The organism is bacterium, assembly GCA_021108215.1.
In the GTDB taxonomy this organism is placed as follows: domain Bacteria; phylum Oederibacteriota; class JAAXVQ01; order JAAXVQ01; family JAUVAV01; genus JAIORK01.
On record JAIORK010000050.1, the window covers coordinates 1 to 18,863 of the forward strand.

At 46.7% G+C, this 18,863-nt stretch carries 14 protein-coding genes and 1 tRNA gene; 1 reads left to right on the top strand and 14 read right to left on the bottom strand.

Annotated elements, in window-relative coordinates; genetic code table 11:
• From K8S19_11935 to K8S19_12000, 14 genes are all read right to left on the bottom strand, one after another.
• The coding region (locus K8S19_11935) for a hypothetical protein (GenBank protein MCD4814388.1) at positions 1–243 on the bottom strand (243 nt) is incomplete at its 3' end.
• Positions 214–289 (bottom strand) — tRNA-Ile (locus K8S19_11940). The genes K8S19_11940 and K8S19_11935, both read right to left, overlap by 30 nt.
• Before the next feature lie 149 nt (positions 290–438).
• On the bottom strand, positions 439–2,214 hold the full coding sequence (gene rpoD / locus K8S19_11945; GenBank protein MCD4814389.1) for an RNA polymerase sigma factor RpoD: 1,776 nt from the start codon (positions 2,212–2,214) through the stop codon (positions 439–441).
• A 70-nt stretch (positions 2,215–2,284) separates the two neighbouring features.
• Positions 2,285–4,102 carry a DNA primase gene (gene dnaG / locus K8S19_11950; GenBank protein MCD4814390.1) on the bottom strand — a complete coding sequence of 606 codons (1,818 nt, stop codon included), beginning with the start codon at positions 4,100–4,102 and terminating at the stop codon, positions 2,285–2,287.
• A gap of 158 nt (positions 4,103–4,260) precedes the next feature.
• A complete protein-coding gene (gene rpsU / locus K8S19_11955) occupies positions 4,261–4,446 on the bottom strand; it encodes a 30S ribosomal protein S21 (protein ID MCD4814391.1) in 186 nt (61 codons plus the stop codon).
• A gap of 460 nt (positions 4,447–4,906) precedes the next feature.
• Entirely contained in the window at positions 4,907–5,251 is a 345-nt protein-coding gene (locus K8S19_11960; protein MCD4814392.1) for a histidine triad nucleotide-binding protein, read from the bottom strand.
• 131 nt (positions 5,252–5,382) lie between these two features.
• On the bottom strand, positions 5,383–7,761 hold the full coding sequence (locus K8S19_11965) for a hypothetical protein (GenBank protein MCD4814393.1): 2,379 nt from the start codon (positions 7,759–7,761) through the stop codon (positions 5,383–5,385).
• An 11-nt stretch (positions 7,762–7,772) separates the two neighbouring features.
• The gene (locus K8S19_11970) at positions 7,773–8,492 is read right to left on the bottom strand and encodes a FecR family protein (GenBank protein ID MCD4814394.1); all 720 of its coding nucleotides are present in this window, start codon (positions 8,490–8,492) and stop codon (positions 7,773–7,775) included.
• A gap of 15 nt (positions 8,493–8,507) precedes the next feature.
• On the bottom strand, positions 8,508–9,524 hold the full coding sequence (locus tag K8S19_11975) for a hypothetical protein (GenBank protein ID MCD4814395.1): 1,017 nt from the start codon (positions 9,522–9,524) through the stop codon (positions 8,508–8,510).
• Between the two features lie 255 nt (positions 9,525–9,779).
• Complete coding sequence (locus tag K8S19_11980; GenBank protein ID MCD4814396.1) at positions 9,780–11,675, bottom strand: adenylate/guanylate cyclase domain-containing protein; 1,896 nt, start codon at positions 11,673–11,675, stop codon at positions 9,780–9,782.
• Positions 11,669–12,970 carry a tRNA (N(6)-L-threonylcarbamoyladenosine(37)-C(2))-methylthiotransferase MtaB gene (mtaB, locus tag K8S19_11985; GenBank protein MCD4814397.1) on the bottom strand — a complete coding sequence of 434 codons (1,302 nt, stop codon included), beginning with the start codon at positions 12,968–12,970 and terminating at the stop codon, positions 11,669–11,671. The genes K8S19_11980 and mtaB overlap by 7 nt, the downstream gene beginning before the upstream one ends.
• 305 nt (positions 12,971–13,275) lie before the next feature.
• Positions 13,276–13,563, bottom strand: a complete 288-nt coding sequence (locus tag K8S19_11990) for a putative addiction module antidote protein (protein MCD4814398.1) — start codon at positions 13,561–13,563, stop codon at positions 13,276–13,278.
• The gene (locus K8S19_11995) at positions 13,560–13,892 is read right to left on the bottom strand and encodes a type II toxin-antitoxin system RelE/ParE family toxin (GenBank protein MCD4814399.1); all 333 of its coding nucleotides are present in this window, start codon (positions 13,890–13,892) and stop codon (positions 13,560–13,562) included. The genes K8S19_11990 and K8S19_11995 overlap by 4 nt, the downstream gene beginning before the upstream one ends.
• Before the next feature lie 419 nt (positions 13,893–14,311).
• A complete protein-coding gene (locus K8S19_12000; protein MCD4814400.1) occupies positions 14,312–15,550 on the bottom strand; it encodes an LL-diaminopimelate aminotransferase in 1,239 nt (412 codons plus the stop codon).
• Between the two features lie 204 nt (positions 15,551–15,754).
• On the opposite strand from K8S19_12000, the gene K8S19_12005 reads away from it, so the two are divergent.
• A complete protein-coding gene (locus tag K8S19_12005) occupies positions 15,755–18,838 on the top strand; it encodes a hypothetical protein (protein ID MCD4814401.1) in 3,084 nt (1,027 codons plus the stop codon).
• Positions 18,839–18,863 lie beyond the last annotated feature (25 nt).

The window sequence follows — 18,863 nt, forward strand, 5'->3', positions numbered from 1 at the left end:
AGCAGAACAACTGAACAGCAGAGCAGTAGACCGCAGCAGATATTGCTGATCTGCTGGTCTGCTTTCTGCTGCTCTAAAATTTTCGCTTTGCGAATACACTTTTAAAAACTGAACAGCAGAACAACTGAACAGCAGAGCAGTAGACCGCAGCAGATATTGCTGATCTGCTGGTCTGCTTTCTGCTGCTCTAAAATTTTCGCTTTGCGAAAATTTTGGTGGGCCCTGCTGGATTCGAACCGGCAACCAACGGATTATGAGTCCGCTGCTCTAACCGTTGAGCTAAGGGCCCCAAAAATTTGTTCCACAAATTTTTCGAGCAATCGAAAATGGAAAACAAAAAATAAATTCGATTGCGGTCAACTTTCAATTCTCAATTTTCTCATCTTGTTCTTGCTGTTTACTCCGCGAAATTGCAGAATAACAGCCCCTACAATAAATTTAATCCAAATAACCTTTCAATTTCCGGCTGCGTGAAGGATGACGGAGCTTACGCAAGGCCTTGGCCTCAATCTGACGTACGCGCTCACGAGTCACATTAAAAATATTACCGACTTCCTCCAGGGTATGGGGATAACCATCACCAATCCCGAAACGCAAACGCAATACCTCCGCCTCTCTGTCTTTTAGGGTGTGCAGGACTTTACCTATCTGCTCCTGCAGCAAAAGAAATGCCGCGGCATTGGCAGGCGAGACCACTTCCTTATCTTCCAGAAAATCTCCCAGATGTGAATCCTTCTCTTCACCGATCGGTGTTTCCAGCGAGATGGGCTGCTGAGCAATCTTCAAGATACCGCGGACTTTTTCCACCGGCATCACCATTCTTTTCGCAATTTCTTCCGGCAGCGGTTCACGGCCTTGCATCTGCACCAAATCCCGTGAAACTTTGATCAATTTATTAATCGTTTCAATCATATGGACCGGAATACGAATGGTACGCGCCTGGTCCGCGATCGCCCGGGTAATGGCCTGACGAATCCACCAAGTTGCATAGGTGGAAAATTTATAGCCGCGACGGTATTCAAAACGCTCCACAGCACGCATCAGACCGATATTGCCTTCCTGAATAAGATCCAAAAACTGCAATCCCCGGTTGGTATATTTCTTGGCAATCGAAACAACCAGCCGCAAGTTGGCTTCCACCAATTCCATACGTGCCCGGTACGCAGCCGCTTCACCTTCCTCAATCTCCTTTGACAACAGAATTAAATCCTCGGTTGTCATCTCAGCGTCCTGGCCCGCCTTTTGCAGCTTGCGAACCTCATCTTGATAAACCCTGAGGAATAGCTGCCACTCATCTGCTTTGCATTTTGTGTCCCGTTCCAATTTCTTAATTTCCCGCGATGTGCCTTTGAGTGCTTTGGCAATCCCCTTGACCGCATCGGCTTTAATCCGGTGGCGGCGAAGCTGGCTCTCACTCTTCCGTTTTGCGGATTTTACCTGACTGGCAATATCCTTGATACGATCAATCATTTCCGCCATCTCAACTTGGTTTAAGTTGAGACTCTTGAGGCACTTCAGCCGCTTGGCATGGGCCTGGGTAAATTGTTTCTCCAGCTGCTTGCGCTGCGTTTCAGACAATTTCGGTTTATCCAACCGGGCCTGAAATTTGCTCATTTTCTGGTCCCAGTCCAGTGCACCTTTAATATTTTTCTTAGCAGCCGATCCCATGGCGCGCTCAACCGAAGGCGCGATTTCCCCTTCAATATGATGTTTGATCACATTCGAAGCCAAAATTTTTCCGCGTGTGATTTTCTCCTGAAGGAGTTTAAGTTCCTTCAAAGATAGCGGCGCTTCCAACACCGCTTTTTCCACACGCAATTCCTGTTCTTCAATCCGCTTGGCCAGACGGACTTCCTGTTCGCGGGTCAACAATGGTACCCGCCCCATTTCGTGCAAATACATTCTTACCGGATCATCAGAACGGGTCTCATCGGCTGACTGATCAACTGCCGTATCTTCAAATTCCGCTTCTTCCAATTCACTGACAATCGAGACCTGGTCTTCCGGTTTGCTCTCTTTTTCAGTATCAACAATTTCAATATCATTCTCACCGAGCATGATAAGCACATCATCAATCTGCTCCGAAGAAACAATATCAGCCGGCAAAATGCTGTTGACGTCATTGTAGGTCAAATAGCCTTTTTTCCTGCCTTTTTCAAGAAGTTTCTCAACCTCTGTGAGCTTCACTATTTTCCGGTCTGTATCTTTTGGCATTATTTAAATCCTTTCTTAGGAAAGAATGGTCATTATTCTAACCAATTCATTGATTGAGTCAAGTTGATTTTTATCGTTCACCTTTCCAAATGACGCCGTATATTTTCAATTCAGCCGCAGTCTCCTTCTTTTCCTGCGCCAACAGCTTGAAGGTTTCCATGTCCCCCTGCTTTTCGACTTCCTTGATCTTAATTTGGATCCCGGTCAGACGGTCCTGGAGCACGGCGATTCGTAATCGTCCCAGACAATCCTGCAAAACCTTCTGCGGTTCTTCCGTTCCCTTGTCAATTGCGACCAAACGGGCCGCCAATGCCGCCATTTCTTCCGGAAGGCGCTTGTGAAATTCAAGGAACCATGCTTCGGAGTCATCCGGATCAGCCACAGGTGCCTGCATGATTTTTTGGAGCAGGCGCTTGAATTCAGGAACCCTAAACAATTCGGGATCGATTTTTTCCCGAAAGGCTTCCACCATAAGCGGAAATTGAAGCAGGGTTACTAAAATCTGCTCCTCTTCGATTGCCTTTCGGGCATGAAGAACGCCCCCCGAAATTCCGGGTTCCTCTTCTGATTCGAAAACTCTTCTTCTCACCAACCCTTTCACTACCCGCGCCATCTCCGCCTGAACCTGGGTATCCAGCAGGTGGAGCCGCTCGGCAACCAGATGGATGTAATCGCTGCGCTCAATCCCATCATGGGGATATTGGACAATAATCTGTCCGGTTTCTTTGATGACCGCGATTTTCCCATCCACTGTATCTGTGTTATTCCGGCGGCACGCGACATCCAGTACAAATGCCGGCATGGAAAGACCCGCTTCCAGTCTTTTTGAAAAAGCTGCAACCCCCTGTTTTTGAATAAATTCATCAGGATCTTTGGCATCCGGCAGGGTAACCACTTCCACTTGTAACCCCGCTTGATGCAGTATCTCAAAAGCCCGTATCGTGGCGGTAACCCCGGCCGCGTCCATATCATAAAGCAGAATAACTTTGGGCGCATACCGTTTGAGCAACCGTGCCTGAGCAGGGCTCAATGCCGTTCCCAGTGATGCCACGCACTCGGTCACACCCGCACCATGGCAGGCAATGACATCCATGTACCCTTCCACCAACACAAACCGTTTTGTATGCCGCGCCGCATCCCTAGCCCAATTCAATGCATAGAGCATTTCACCCTTATGAAAAATCAGGGTTTCGGGAGAATTCAAATACTTGGGTTCCCCCGGCCCAATCATCCGACCTCCAAACGCAACCGGTTTCCCCTGCAAATCAAAAATCGGAAACATCACCCGGTTTCGGAAACGATCATAACGTTTTTTCTCATCTTCTCTGACAAGAATCAATCCGGCTTTTTCTAAAATTTCTTCTGAAAAATGGTCGCGATTTCCCGCCCGAAGCAAATTATCCCACCCGGGCGGAGCAAACCCCAGCTCGAACTGTTTTTGCAGCGCTTCCGATATTTTCCTTTCCTGAACGTACACCACGGCTTTTTTCCCGGGTTCCGACTGATACAAAGCTTGCTGAAATCGCTCCATGGCCCATTGGCAGACTGAGGCAATTTTTCTTTTTAACTTATCCTCTTCATCATTCACCGGCCGTACGCCGCGTTCCAGTTCAATATGAGCGCGTTGCGCCAGCATCTGGAGTGTTTCCGGAAATGTTTTCCCTTCTGCTTTCATGAGAAATTCATAGACATCGCCCCCGGCACCACACCCAAAACATTTAAAATTCTGCCGGTCCGGAAAGACATGAAAACTGGCGGTTTTTTCCTTGTGAAAGGGACAAAGTCCTTTAAAGCTTTTCCCGGTCTGCTTGAGATTCACAAACCCAGAAACCACGTCTACAATATCATTGGCATCACGAACGCGCTCTTTATCTGCTTGTGAACTCACTTATGCCTCGCACATTATGGCTTTTTACAAATTTCCTAAAAAAATGGTGGATAAAAAAGAGAAAAAGAAAAACAGCCCGGAATAAAACCTCCCGGGCTGTTTTGTAACCTCGTATGTCTCCATCGCAAATAATCACCACGCAATATTGACGGATCCTTTTATGCACCGCGCTTGCGGGCTTTTTTCTTGGCTGCCAAAATTTTTAATTTTTTCTTCACACTCGGTTTTTCATAATGCTCACGACGCCGCATCTCAGATAAAACACCTGACTGTTGGACCTCTTTTTTAAACCTACGGAGGGCTGCCTCAAAATTTTCGCTGTCTTTTACACGAATCTCGATCATTTCTTTTCATCCCTCCTTTCTATGAAAAAGTATTTTTTCTTTATTTTTCAGGGTTTTTCCTAAAAAACAACCATGACACCCCAAGGATAATCATTGTAAAACGTGATATTGTACCCATTTCACTTTTTTTTGTCAATTCTTATTCCATAAATTTTTCCGTAGGGAACAGGCAACTTGCCCAGCTTGCCCCGCGTATGCGGGGGCGAATGTGCCGGGTGTGCCGGGTGTGCCGGGTGTGCCGGGTGTGCCGGGTGTGCCGGGTGCCAGTTCCTTACAAAATATCATTATCGTGCTAGCGCGAACACGATGGACAGCCCGCCCGGCGAATGCCGGGTAAGTCCATCGATGAAGCGAGTAAAAACATCGCCAGAGGCGAACATCTCCCGGCAAAAATACCACGGGCAGCCTGCCCGGCGTACTTGTCCGGCGCATGCCGGATGCCGGGTAAGCCCGTGAATTTTTATCCCGGCGGCCAGGCCATTTTCCGACCGCCCAGTAAATGCAGATGAAGATGATAGACTTCCTGACCACCGTCCTCGCCACAATTCATCACCAGCCGAAAACCTTTTTCCAGATTTTTTTCTTTAGCAATCAAATTGGCCGCAGCAATCAATTGTGCGATGATTGACATCTGGTCCTCCCGGATGGCGGAAACTGTTGGAATGTGTTTTTTAGGAATAATAAGGATATGCACCGGCGCCTGAGGATTGATATCCTCAAACGCCAAAACAGTATCATCCGCATATACTATTTTACTTGGGATTTCATTGGCAATAATTTTACAAAACAAGCAATCCTGACTCACCTATTCCTCCACAACCGACTATCTATTCTCAGTGCATTCGATAAATCATCCCCGCACTCACCCGGTATCCGGCATACGCCGGACAAGTTACGCCGGGCAAGAGCACGGGGATTCCTTCGTATATTGAACCGTCAAAATTGAATCCCATACTGCAAATTCACAACAAATTCATCATAACTGTTGGCATCCACCAATTGATCCGCATAGCCGATTGTGCTAAGCGTCAATCCCAGTGAGTGGGATGAAGAAAAATAATAAACACTCCCTAGTGCAATTGTTGATAGATTATTTTCGACGGTCTCAATATCATCAATCCCAGCCATATTGTCCCAGCTAAAATTAATATCCAACCGGCTCGGAATCGCCTTCCAGTTCCCCCGCAATGTAATGTATAAATACTCCAGGACCTGTTTATAGTTGCCATAACTGCTGTATAATGTCGATAAAGTGCCCAGATCAGTTTCATCATTGGAAATTGTGTTGAATCCCAGACTACCGGAAAAGGAAAACAGCACCCCGCGTAAATACATCACAGACGTCAGCAAAGACGATGAACTGTTATCACTTAAAAATCCCGTTTCATCCTGAAACTGGCTCATGGTATACGAAATATTTGCAAGAATTTGATCCCCGGTTGATATCGGAATCTGACTCCCCAAACCTAAATTCAACACATTGGTCTGGTTATCCAGCGAGGTGATCTCGCTCCGGTCCTTCTGCCGATTGATGGAATATCCGATATTAATGGTTGATAAATAGGGTGGCAGACGATAACTGATCATCCCGGAAACATACATCGTATCTGTTGTCGCGGTCAGTGAGTTACCGATACTATCCTCCCAAGTATCCTTCTGTCCGTTTAAATTGTCCTGCCAGATATCCACATCCCCCATCAGCATGAGCGTGTTATCAACCAGATGAATCTGTGCATCAGCTGAAATCCCCTGCCAATCACTGACCAACCAGGGGTTGGCAAGTGTGACATAATTCGCCCCGGTATGTTTGTATTCCAAAGAAACAAAACTCAGATTGTTCCATTTCCAGAGCGACCCTGCACGGTATGTGTCGATCGCACCGGAATACGAAAAATAATCAACCCCATACCCATGAAAACTGACCGCATATTCACCGTAAAAGGTTGAATAAAGCTCCGAAGTATAATCAATTTTCAAATGAAGATCCGCAGTCACAGTTGCATTGGCCTCATCCAGTGTTCCGCCGGCGGTAGTTTCCTCATCTAAGGATTCGGGGTTATCATACACCCCCCCCACATTGATTGAAAAACCATTGTCCGGCATAAAATCCGTAATCCAACGAAAGCCGGCCAGATAACGCTCAAAGGTCCCCGGCTTGCTATCAATCCCGCCGGTGCCGGTCAAGCCTTCAATGGCCATTTGATTCCATCCACCCAACAGGATTAATTCCGAATGCCCCTGAAACTTATTTCCCAAGATCAGCCGCATATAAGCGCCGCGAACAAAGGGATTGCTGATGGTATAATCCGTAAAAACAGGATAAAAATCACCAAGTGTCAGGTCGAGTATCGGGCTGAAAAAATCGGTCCGAAAACGGTTGACCGGTTGACGCCCCGGTGTTTCCTCAGATGTAACATAGGCTGAGCCGATCACGCCATAATTCTCGCTCTGCCCGGAAAAATTAACCCGCAACCGGTTAAGCCACCCTTCCGGTTGCGCCAAATAATTTTTATCCGTCGGTTCCGTACTCAAGGAAGCATGCTGGCTCTCAAGATCAATATTTCCTTTGAATACAAACTCCCCTTCTTTCAGCTTCTCAATATCCGCCTTCCAGGCTGCCCCCTCTTTTTTAGGATCAATGGTAAAAGACCAGGTCGGCGAGACGCTCTCCATGCCCTCGGCATTACGCACCGTGACTTTGAGGCCGTGCAGCCCGGATGCAAGCGGCGTGTCCGATACATAGGTAAGCATCGTATCGGATTGTTTTACCTGGACAGTAATATCTTTCTCATCTAAGATAACTTTTAGCGACGCCAGATCAGTCCGGCTCTTGCCGGAATCAATCCGGATAACAATCATATTTTCACTGGGCGGGATCGTACTGCCGTCTTCCGGCATCAGCAGTCTCAATTTCGGCGCCAAGGTCGCGTCACGCACCACAATCCGATGGGGTGCCGCAGCAGCATTCAGAGGCGGCGAGGTGGTTGTCTCATTGACCTGGTTCTTTGCCTGGATATAATACTCCACACCCGGCGCCAGCATCATACGCGCGGGAATTGTCCCCGTAAATGTAACCCCGGCTGAAACCATCCTATCCGAGCGGTATCCCAAGGTCCCGGCAGTCCGGTAAAAAAGCTGGACCTCGGTTATTTTCGATGCCGAATCAGTGAGTGTAACCTGCAACACAACCGATTTATTTTCGTCCCCCTGCATTACCGGTTGATGGACCAGCACAGGTGCCGCTACAACCGCCTGCGCACTCAATAAAATCACAACTCCTGCGATAAAGCCTCGCAACTGTTTTATGGTTTTCATTTCACATCCTATTATTTTTTATCGTATTTAATGTTTAGTTTCTGTTCTTTGCCGTCTTTGTCGCGAATCGTGGTCTTGAGTGTCTTGGTTCTGGGAATATTCACCACTGAGTCAAACCAGTTATCCAGCTTTTCCAGATCAACCTTCGTCGGTTTCGAAGGTGCCTTACCTTTTTTTGCCGAGCTGCGCTGACCAACCCCAACCAGGACATTCCCCTGAGGATTGCGCAATCCCACACTCCCATCCCAGACAATCAACTCTGTAATAATTTGTTTTACCAAGATTTCCAGCATGGTTCCCTTGATGGCAGCAACTGCCGAGGGTGTCTCGATCTCAAGATTGCTCTCCTGTTTTTTCACCTTGGCCCAAAGATGTCCGAATAGCAGTTTTATCCGGTTTTTCTTGCTCTTTTTCACTGAAATTTCCAGTTGCATGGTACTGTTCTCATTGAGTTTGATCATACTGCCGTCATGCAGCAGCAGGGCCGCCCGAGCCAGCTCGCCGGTCTCTATTTTATCCCCCTCATAAAGGTGCATCTGTTTGTAGGCTTTCTCATTTTTGCCATCCGCAAAACGGGTTACTTTCACCAAACCAATTTTGACCACCAGGGTGGCCACGGTTTCCTTGCCATCGGTCTTGATTTGTACCTGCGTGGTTGCAGAAAGCACCGGCAGGGTGAAAAGCATCATGATCATTGTGGTTCCGATTATTGCTTTGAGTAATTTTCGCATCAGTTTATCCCTCCCCTATTCCAATTCAAACGCGGTTACTTTGGCACTGCCATCACGAACCTGGCGCAGAAGATCCGCCAAATCCTTGCTGGTGCTTTCCAAAGCTACCGGTCGATAGTCTGTGAGATTGTTAAAAACCGCTTTATTGGGAAGTCCGATGCGCATCGCTGCATCCGCCTCCACCGGTGAGACCGAGGTGTTTGCTCTGGCTGTACTGTTGACTTTGAACCAGGCAATACTCGAACGGCCGGCAATCCCGCCGATCTGTTTGCCAAAGGCATCATAGCCGATAACCAGCCAGTAATATTTTTTGCCGTTTTTCAATGAGCGTCCGGCTGAAGAATAGAGCACCTGGTTGCTTTTGAGCTTACCGCTCCGCCAATAGGTGTTGACTCTCGGGTCCTTATTGGGACCGACCAAGATTTCATAGTCCACCGCGTTTTTCACCGGTGTCCAGACAAAAAGCGGAAGCATGGTATTGATTTCCACATTCTTCGGTACAATCGGTATGGGCGGCATATTCAATGCCGAAGGCGGTGTGAACAAAGCATACTGAATGGAATAAGGCGGCCCGGCCGGATTCAATGGAATCAGCACGAGCCTGAAATTATTGCTCATCACGCCGCTGTTTCCCTGAAGCGCACTGACCACCGTATTGGAGGTTAAATAGCCGGTATTAAATGTTATCGCAGATGAACTGGTCTGAATCTGAGTGGCATTGAAACGATTGCCGCCCACCACCAACGGCGTGGTCGTACGAAAATCCACACTGGCAATCCGGGTGCCGCCATCCCGAACCTCAAACCGAAATTCAAAACTATCAGCTGCCTGGTCGGAGTTTACCATCATTTGAAAAATCCTGGAATTAATCATGGGAATCGTATTGCTCCCTGCCTGATGAGCATTGTAAATTTCCATCAAGATACTGGTCGAGACTGAGACATTGGTAATCGTGGTCGCCGCCTTTGCACCAGAGACCGCCACCAGCAAAAATAGACCAAAAACAATACTGCTTCGAATAAAGTGTTTCATTGCCGCCCTCCTCATCAAATTAGCTTTTTCCTCAAGAAAAAAGCATACTGCTGAAAATGTTTCTATAAATTTAGCGTTATTTTCAGAGACGAATAGGATTATTTGAGAAAAAAAAGGATATAACGCTGTGTCTAAAAAACTCCCAACCCCCTTGCCAAGGTTTGTGATAATTCAAGTCTAGTATAGCCCTTAAATTTTGTCAATTATTCTGTAGGGAATGGTCGCGACCGTTCCCTACAACTTCTACATGTGATTTTATGCTTTCAATCCCAGGACCTCGTACACCGAGAATGCCGCAGCCTTACCCTTCACTGTCACCCCTTGGTGCTCTTTAACTTCCGCAATATCTTTCACCGCCGCATAGGTTGATTCAGAAATCAGTAAAAAAGCCCCAAAATCCTTGGTCTTACTCTCCAATCGGGCCGCCACATTGACAGTATCGCCAATCACCGTATACCCCATGGCTTGCTGCGACCCTATATTACCTACAATGGCTTCCCCGGTATTGAGACCCACACCGATATTAAAGCTCCGTTTTCCTTCTGACTTCCACTTTTCCTGTAATCCAGCCAATGCTTCACGCATATCCAGCGCTGCCCTCAGCGCCCGCCTGGCATCATCCGCATGTGCCACAGGTGCCCCAAAAATGGCCATGACTGCATCTCCAATAAACTTGTCCACTGTTCCGTCATGCTTGAAAATGATATCCGTCCAGGTCTGGAAATATTCATTGAGCAACTCCACCACCTCTTCAGCTGAAAGTTGCTCTGACATGGTGGTGAATCCGCGCACATCAGCAAATAAAACCGTCACCAGTTGGCGCGTACCGCCCAGTTTCAACTCAGCATTGGGGTCGCGAACCAATTGGTCCACAACCTTGGGAGAAACATAGCGGGAAAACATGCCCTTGATAAACCGGCTCTGCCGCTCTTCGACAACCAGCAGGTAAACCAAAGCACCAAAATAGGTACCCACATTGACCATAAACATCGGAATCAGCATGGGAACAATGAAACGGAACTGAGTGAACACCCAGGAAGCAGCCATTCCGTACATAAAAACCGCCCCCAGCAATACAACGAAGCCCTTGATCGGTTTCATGCGGACGCAAATCAGGGACAACACCAATGCCATTAAATAATACAGAATAGTTGCCGCCCAACCGGGAATCACAGAAAAATAGTCCTCTTCCATAATGGTATTGAGTGCATTGGCATGAATTTCCACACCCGGCGTAGATGAGATTACACCCTTTTGATTTTCTTCCACATAATGAAAAAACGGAGTGGCATGATCATCCTGAGCTTCTGTAAACAAAGGACCAATCAAAATGATTTTATCCTTAAAAACCCCGGCATCCATAAGACCCTGAAAAATATCATCATCAACAATATTATCAAACGAGATGGTACGGAAGTGTCCGCGCGCGCCCCTGAAATTGATCCGCATATTGGCATTGCGCTCCACGTTAATTTTCATGGGACCGTAATTAAGAATCCTTTTCGTCAACGTCACCATCGGCTTTTTTATTTTATAGTATCGGGATAATATTTTAAGCGTGAATGACTGGTATAATTTCCCCTGATGTTTCCTGACCAGCGCCGCATGCCGGACAATCCCATCTTTATCCGCCCAGTAATTGACATACCCGACATGGGTCTTGCCCGGATCAATATTCGGGATCGGCGCAACATACGACGTTTCCAGACCTGCAGTGGTTTTTTTTGCATAAAATTTACTTCCCAGCACAATCCAGGCACGGGAACGGACAATCGCATCCCCAAGAATTTTATCCTGCTTGCGTTTTTCTTCATCACTGGGTTCGGAAAAAATTAAGTCAAAGGCCACCACCCTCGCACCGGCTTTGGATAAATTATCAATCGCTTTGGCGTAAATAGAACGCGGCCAGGGCCAACGCACTTTCAAGGAGCTCAGCGTCTGATCATCAATCGCCACAATCACAATTTTATCTTCCGGCCCCGGAGCAACCGTATCCATCATCTTGTATCTAAAATCGAGCATCTTGTTTTCATAGACTTCCGCAAAATCCAAATAATCCAATACGGAAAATAATGTTGCCACCAAAAGCGCAATAAAAACAGCCATCTTGGTCTTGCTGACCTTTGCCAGATACTCTCGAATATTCAGCATGCTTCCCCCCTGGAAACGTGATATTCCTGCCCGTCAAATCCTGTAATACAGCCTGCGGCCAAAAGGCCAGCCTGTCCCGGCAGCTTCATCTGGGCGCGGTCATAGGTCTCGGTCGTGCCCACCCAAACTCCGGGTTCTTTTTCCTGTTCCAGCAAAACCTTGACCGCAGATCCGATACGGCCGGTGCAATAGTCCGCATGTAGTTGTTTCCCGATTTCGCGCAGTTCCCCGGCCCGGTCGGTAATCTCACGCTGCAAAATTTTATCCGGCAAAGCCGCAGCGCTGGTCCCCGGGCGGGCGGAAAACGGAAAAACATGTAATCTTACCATGTTACATTGTTTTATCAACTCACAAGTATTCTCAAACGCTTCCCGGCTCTCACCGGGAAAACCCACAATCACATCCCCGGTGAAAACATAGTCAGGCCGGGAACAACGCAGAGTTTCTATACAATGATGAAAATATTCCGCCGTATACGTTCTTCCCATGGCTTGCAAAATAACATTGTCCCCGCTTTGCAATGGCAGGTGGAGATGCGGGCAGAGTTTTTCATCTGCATTGATTAGAACGTGGATCAAGTCGTCATTAAGGTGCTGGGGTTCAATCGAAGAGAGCCGGATTCTGAAATCACCCGGCACTGCCAATAATTCAGGAATCAAGTGTGCCAGTCCAGGCTGCCAGCAACCGATATTCACGCCTGTAATGACGATTTCCTGAAATCCTTTCTCTACCAACCGGCGCATCTCCGTCAGAATATCCGCCAGCGGCCGGGAAATGGGTTTGCCCCGCGCCAGCCGGACACGGCAAAAAGTACAAATCCCATCACAGCCATCTTCTATTTTAATCATGGCCCGGGACTTATTCTGATGAATTTCATCAGATGCTTGCATGAAAAAACCCTTATCAGCACCCTTGGACTCGCAAACAACTGCCGACTGATGAAGCGCCGCCTCAATCAGCTCACCGGCTTGATCGCGCTTGGCCTGGTCAATGACTGCAATCACGCCCGGCAAAGCGCGTAGTGTCTCCTTTTCCATTTCCGCCAAACAACCACTGACCGCCACCAGCGTCTGAGGATTTTCTTTTTGCGCCTGCAGGATAAATCGGCGGGAATCACGGTCCGCCCGCTGCGTCACCGTGCAGGTATGGACCAATACCAAATCAGGTGGTTGCCCGTCTTTACCGGGCTGCCAACCGCGGGCCTCCAGCTGGGCTGCCAGCATCGCGGCCTCAACCTGATTGACCTTACAGCCCACAACTTTGACGCTGAATGTATGCTTTTTATTCCGGATCATGCCACCATTATGCAAGAAAACCGTTATTGTTCAAATAAAAATAAGAATAAAAATCCATCCACGAATTTACACGAATAGTCACGAATCCAAATCAAATGGGGTATAGCAAAAATCAAAAATACTACGGGACGTATTTACTACGGGACGTATTTGAATTAAGGAATTAAGAACCATCCACCCTATTTCCCTATTTCAAATACGTCCCCTTATACGTCCCTTATATAGTCGTAGGGAACGGTCGCGACCGTTCCCTACTGTAGTTCATTGTCTCGTCTGATTCGCGGATAGAGCAAAATTATTTAACCCTACCGTGATACTTTCAGTCTGAACCCCAGGGAATGCAGGATGGTGATGATGTTCATGAGTCCGGGATTGCCTTTACCGGATGTCATTTTGTACAAACTAACCCGGTTGATGTCTGTCTTTTTAGCAATTTTTGACATGCCGCCTTGGGCTTCGGCTACATTGCGTATAGCCATAAGAAAAGCATTTTTTTCTCCAGCTTCCATCGCGGCATTAAGGTAAGCGATTGCCTCACGTGTATCTTTCAGGTCATGAATAAGGTCTTTCTGGTAGCTTCTGGACGCTTTCATAATTTTATTCTCCTTAAATAATCCTGCCAATATTGCTTTGCTTTTCGGATATCCTGTTTTTGGGTATTTTTTATACCACCGTATAACAAAAGAACTATTTTGCGCCCTTGTTCTCCATAGTATATCCGATATCCAGGTCCATAATGAATCCGCAGTTCCTGAATACCCTCTCCAAGAAAACGGTGATCGCCTGAATTTCCCAATCGTAAACGGTCCAATCGTGCCCGGACTTGTGCGCGTACTTTTTCATCATGCAACGAGAGCAACCATTTACGAAACGGACACTTCCCTTCACTTGTTTCAAATTGGAGAATAACCCGAATACTCAATCCGCCACCCCTTAAGTGTAGCCCGTAGTTAACACTTTGTCAATGCCCGGCATACAAGGTGAGACTGATTTTTTTATGTTTTCTTGCATATTATTTTTTTTTTATTTTCATACAAGTGGAAAAAGAGTAATTCCAGGCATGGTTTCGTACAATCAGGGAATCAAAGAAACAGCGTTTGGTTTCATCCTGTTATTTTGCTTTTCCTTGCGCTCTCCGCGCCTTGGCGCGAGGATGATTTTAATTTTACCCTAATATTTTTTATCTGCCGGTCCTACGAATCAAATATTTTAATATCAGAGAGTAGGGTGGAAGATGTAATTATTTATACTAATTGGTGTATGTGTTTACGCAGAATATTCAATAGGGGCGACCGAATGGTCGCCCCTATAATTAATCTCACAAGTCAACTTAAGACAAATTTAAAATTCAAACTCTACTTCTGACAACCGTTTTTTAATTTCATCAATGACTTTTTTCTCATCCTCCGGTGTGGATGCATCAAAGGTGGCTGAAAACCGGACAAATGCACCGGCATCATCCCAGGGCACGGTTGAGATCAGTTTTTCACGTATCATAAATTGAGAAAACGCCTCTGCACTCGCAAATGACTCGCCGCCTTTAATTCCCTTGGGAATCGGCATATATAAGTAGAAGGTTCCTTTCGGCTTTTCTGCCTTGAAGCCGACTGATTGCAAGGCTTCTGCCAACAGTCCTAAACGGCGGGAATACTTCTCTTTTGTTTTCTCTGTAATCTCCGGATGTTCCAGACAGTGAATACCAGCATATTGAATCGCCAAAAATTGCCCGGAATCATTGTTGTCTTTGACAGTTGCAAAAGCTTTCACAATTTTTTCGTTGCCGCATACAAACGCCAACCGCCAACCGGTCATATTGTAGGCTTTGGATAGCGACTGAATGGCCACACCAACTTCTTTGGCACCGGAAACTGACAAAAAAGATAATGGCTTGACATCATCATAAACGAGTGCAGCATACGCTTCATCCGAGATAACGACCACACTGTTTTCTTTGGCAAACTTGATCACTTTTTCATAAAACGCAACAGTTGCCGCCCCACCGGTTGGATTATTGGGATAATTGATATAAAACAGCTTGGCTTTTTGTTTCTGCTCTTTTGTCAGCGAATCCAAATCAGGCAAAAAATCATTTTCTTTGGTTAATGGCAAATTCACCACTTCACCGCCCAAACCTTTTGCCTGCGACCCAAGCACCGGGTATCCCGGCACGGTCATGATGGTAATGTCACCTGGATTGATAAAAGCGGACGGCATCAAGGCCAACGCCGGTTTGGAGCCAATGGCATGAACCACTTCGTTTACCGGGTCCAAATCCTCCACGCCAAAAACAGTCTTCATATATTTAGCAGCAGCATCTTTAAAATCCTGACAACCATTATCAGCATAACCGCGATTCCCGGGTTTCTTAGCATTTTCAAACAACGCGTCAACCACTTCCGGTTCAGCCATCCAATCCGGCTCACCCACACCCATATCAATCAATGCCACACCCGGATTCGCTTCCATGACAGCTTTTTTAGCACGTTTGATTTTTTCGAATTTATAGATAACCGTCGATTTCCCAAACTGATTCCCACCGAGTCTTTCCGCGATCAATCCTTGAATATAAGTTTCCGACATATTTTCACTCCCTTAGAAATAAACTTCAGCACCCTTCCGCGACAATAACAGGACTCCCTTGATTTCCAAAAAAATCACTGTTTTTTAGTAAGCTAAAATACAAGGAATTGCTCATCTCAGCAACCATTTTTTCTCGTCAATTCGGTATAAAGTCTTTATTTTTTCTGCCGATGCTTGTCCTATCATTTATTATCGGAGGACAATGTGAAAAAAATCCATTTTGTATATCGCATCCCAATTTGTCTTTTCAGCTTCTTTTTACTTTCTGTCACCCTTGGTCACGCCGCCACCTATACTGTCACTAACACCAATGATAGCGGCGGCGGTTCATTCAGACAGGCTGTGCTGGATGCCAACGCTAATGGAGGCCCGGATGTTATTACCTTTACCGGCGGCTTGGGAACCATTACGGTTTCTTCCTATATTCCTGTCAATGATACGGTATTAATGAACGGCAATGGTACCCAGGTTGTTTCCGGCGGCACAACAACCAATTTGGTTTATTTTGCAGCGGGTAGTGACGGCAGTACGATTACCGGGATGGCGTTTATTCAATCTTTGGGTTACGGTCTCGGGATTTATTCTAGTTGTAATAAAGTCTACAACTGCCGGTTTGGAACAGACTGGAGCGATACTCCCGGCTTAGGTAATAACTTTGGTCTATCTGTTAGTGGCAGTCATTACAATGATATTGGCGGAACAACAGGTGGTGAAAAAAACGTCATGTCCGGTAATAACAATACCGGCTTAGGTGTAAATAATGCTATTGGTACTCGTATCCGCGGTAACCATATTGGAACGAACAGCGCCGGAACAGCCGCTCTGGCCAATCCAACCGGACTCCAGTTATACGGCAACACGATGATGACTATGGTTGGCGGCAACCGTTCTTCCGGTGAAGGTAATTTGATTGCCGGCAACAGCAGTTATGGAGTTTATTTTAATAATACTGAAGTATTTGGGAATACTCTTGTTGGAAATACCATTGGTGTTCAATTAACTCAGGATGCCGAGATTCCTAATCAGGTAGGTATGATGCTATACAAATCATCAGGAAATCACATTGGTCTTCCAACCTCAGGCTATGAAAACATTATTGCCGGAAGCAATTCCTATGGCCTCTGGCTTTGGGTCGGCAGCACTTCTACAGATCCGCATCCAGCTTGGAATCGTATCCAGAACAACTATATTGGTATCTGCCCTGATACCGGTAATGTCTATCCTAATGTTAATGGTATCTTTCTAAATTATGCCGACAGCAATTTAATTGGTGGTGATTATGCCGCCGGTGAAGGCAATGTGATTTCCGGTAATACCTATCACGGTATTTATATGCTGCAAGGCATGGGCAATACTATTTGCGGTAATTTTATTGGCACTAATTTATCAGGCGCTGCTGAAGCTCATAATTCCGGTTGCGGCATTCGTATTGCTGCCGGCCATGGTAATTTAATCGGCGGTCAGAATATCGGAGGAGCTTTCCGTTATGGCAATCTCATCTCCGGTAATTATCAACATGGTATTTCTTTTGAACGGGAAATTGTCGGTGAGCAACAGCGGGAGAATAAAATTTACGGCAACTGGATTGGCTTAAATCTAACCGGCACCGCTACGATTCCCAATTCGCAAAGTGGTATCAATTTTTATATTAATGCCGGTGATAATTATATCGGTACCTCGAATAGTGATTACCGCAATGTTATCTCCGGTAATGGCTGGTACGGCTTTCGCTCGCACTATGGTTTTAATAATAAGGTTTATGGCAACTATATCGGAACCGACATTAATGGAACTGCTTTTCTTCCCAATAGCAATGACGCCCTTTACTGGACGCACAGTTACCGTAACCGTATCGGCGGCACCTCTGCCGGCGAAGGAAATATTATTTGCGGTTCCAGCACCAACGGCATTTATTTATCCGATAGTTTTGAAAATACAATTATTGCCAATTATATCGGCACCTTGGCAAACACAACTGTTACCACTCCAAATCTGACCAATGGTATTTATCTGACTGATTGGAGTCATACCAACTGGATCGGCCTGAAAGCATCCAATTTGGGCAATATGGTTGCCGGACCGGATAATGGTATTCAAATTGCCCATGACAATGCTGATAGTGTTATGCTCAGCACCAATACAATTTGTGCCTTCAGCACAGCGGGTATTACCTTGGCCGCCGGCGCCAATAACAACCAGTCGGTTCCTGCCATCACTTCTCACGATGACGATTGGCTCTACGGCACCTGTGTCAGTGGTGATGATGTGATTGAAGTATTTGTCGCCGGCCGGGGCGAAGGCAGTTCCGGCGGCAGTTTAACTTTTGTCGGACGAACCACTGCCATCATCGAAACCTCATGGGGACTTAATGCCCCCGGTCGCTTTAGCACCAGTGGCGATATGTTTACCGCCATTGCAACCAATGGTATGAACAGTTCCGCCTTTGCCGCAAACTATATGATCCCCTATCCATCAACACCAACCTTTACCGTAACCACCACTCCCAGTATGACACCAACACCTACCATCACATCCACCATCACCCGGACTGCCACACCTTCCACCACCATAACGTATACAAGCACCCCAAGCGCAACACCGACGACTACAATAACCAGCACCGCCAGCATGACACCGACTGCGACCATAACATCTACAACAACGCCAACCGCCACCGTCACACCAACCAGTACCATCACAATCACCAACACGCCGGGTGACACTCCGACGTTCACTGCCACACCAACAATCACGCCAAGCGCCACACCAAGCACAACAGCAACACCAACCCTGACCATAACCCTTACAGCAACTCCGGGTGACACCAGTACCTATACTGCCACCCCGAGCATAACAGTGACCGTCACGCCAACTGCCACCGCATCCATTACCCGAACCGGTTCCCCCACGCCTACGATCACACCGACGTCTACGGCATCACCTTTTGTGACCGCCACCCCCACTGCGTCCATTACCCTGACCGCCGTTGTGACCAATACATTTACCACCTCACCGGTTATCAACCCGCCACAAACAAATAAAACAATCCCGGCTTTCCCCAACCCTGCAAAAGACACCGTGTTTTTTAGTGTGCCTGAGTTCACGTCCGGGCAATTAAAAATTATTGTTTATAATGTTAACAGCGAGCGGGTTTTCGAATTGTCCAGCACCAGCCCCACTGAAATCCTTTCGTGGGATTGCCGCGAAGCCGGTGTTGGTATTTACATTGGTCTTATCACGATTGATAATAAAAAAATACGATCATTTAAAATCGCTGTATTAAAATAAATTTCCCCAGGGCGGAAATTCTTCA

Bases quoted from the DNA above. Each gene is read 5' to 3' on its own strand.
- K8S19_11975 (MCD4814395.1), bottom strand. From the start codon at position 9,524: ATGAAACACTTTATTCGAAGCAGTATTGTTTTTGGTCTATTTTTGCTG.
- K8S19_11990 (MCD4814398.1), bottom strand. From the start codon at position 13,563: ATGAAAGCGTCCAGAAGCTACCAGAAAGACCTTATTCATGACCTGAAA.
- K8S19_11965 (MCD4814393.1), bottom strand. From the start codon at position 7,761: ATGAAAACCATAAAACAGTTGCGAGGCTTTATCGCAGGAGTTGTGATT.
- K8S19_11970 (MCD4814394.1), bottom strand. From the start codon at position 8,492: ATGCGAAAATTACTCAAAGCAATAATCGGAACCACAATGATCATGATG.
- K8S19_11980 (MCD4814396.1), bottom strand. From the start codon at position 11,675: ATGCTGAATATTCGAGAGTATCTGGCAAAGGTCAGCAAGACCAAGATG.
- rpoD (MCD4814389.1), bottom strand. From the start codon at position 2,214: ATGCCAAAAGATACAGACCGGAAAATAGTGAAGCTCACAGAGGTTGAG.
- rpsU (MCD4814391.1), bottom strand. From the start codon at position 4,446: ATGATCGAGATTCGTGTAAAAGACAGCGAAAATTTTGAGGCAGCCCTC.
- K8S19_12000 (MCD4814400.1), bottom strand. From the start codon at position 15,550: ATGTCGGAAACTTATATTCAAGGATTGATCGCGGAAAGACTCGGTGGG.
- mtaB (MCD4814397.1), bottom strand. From the start codon at position 12,970: ATGATCCGGAATAAAAAGCATACATTCAGCGTCAAAGTTGTGGGCTGT.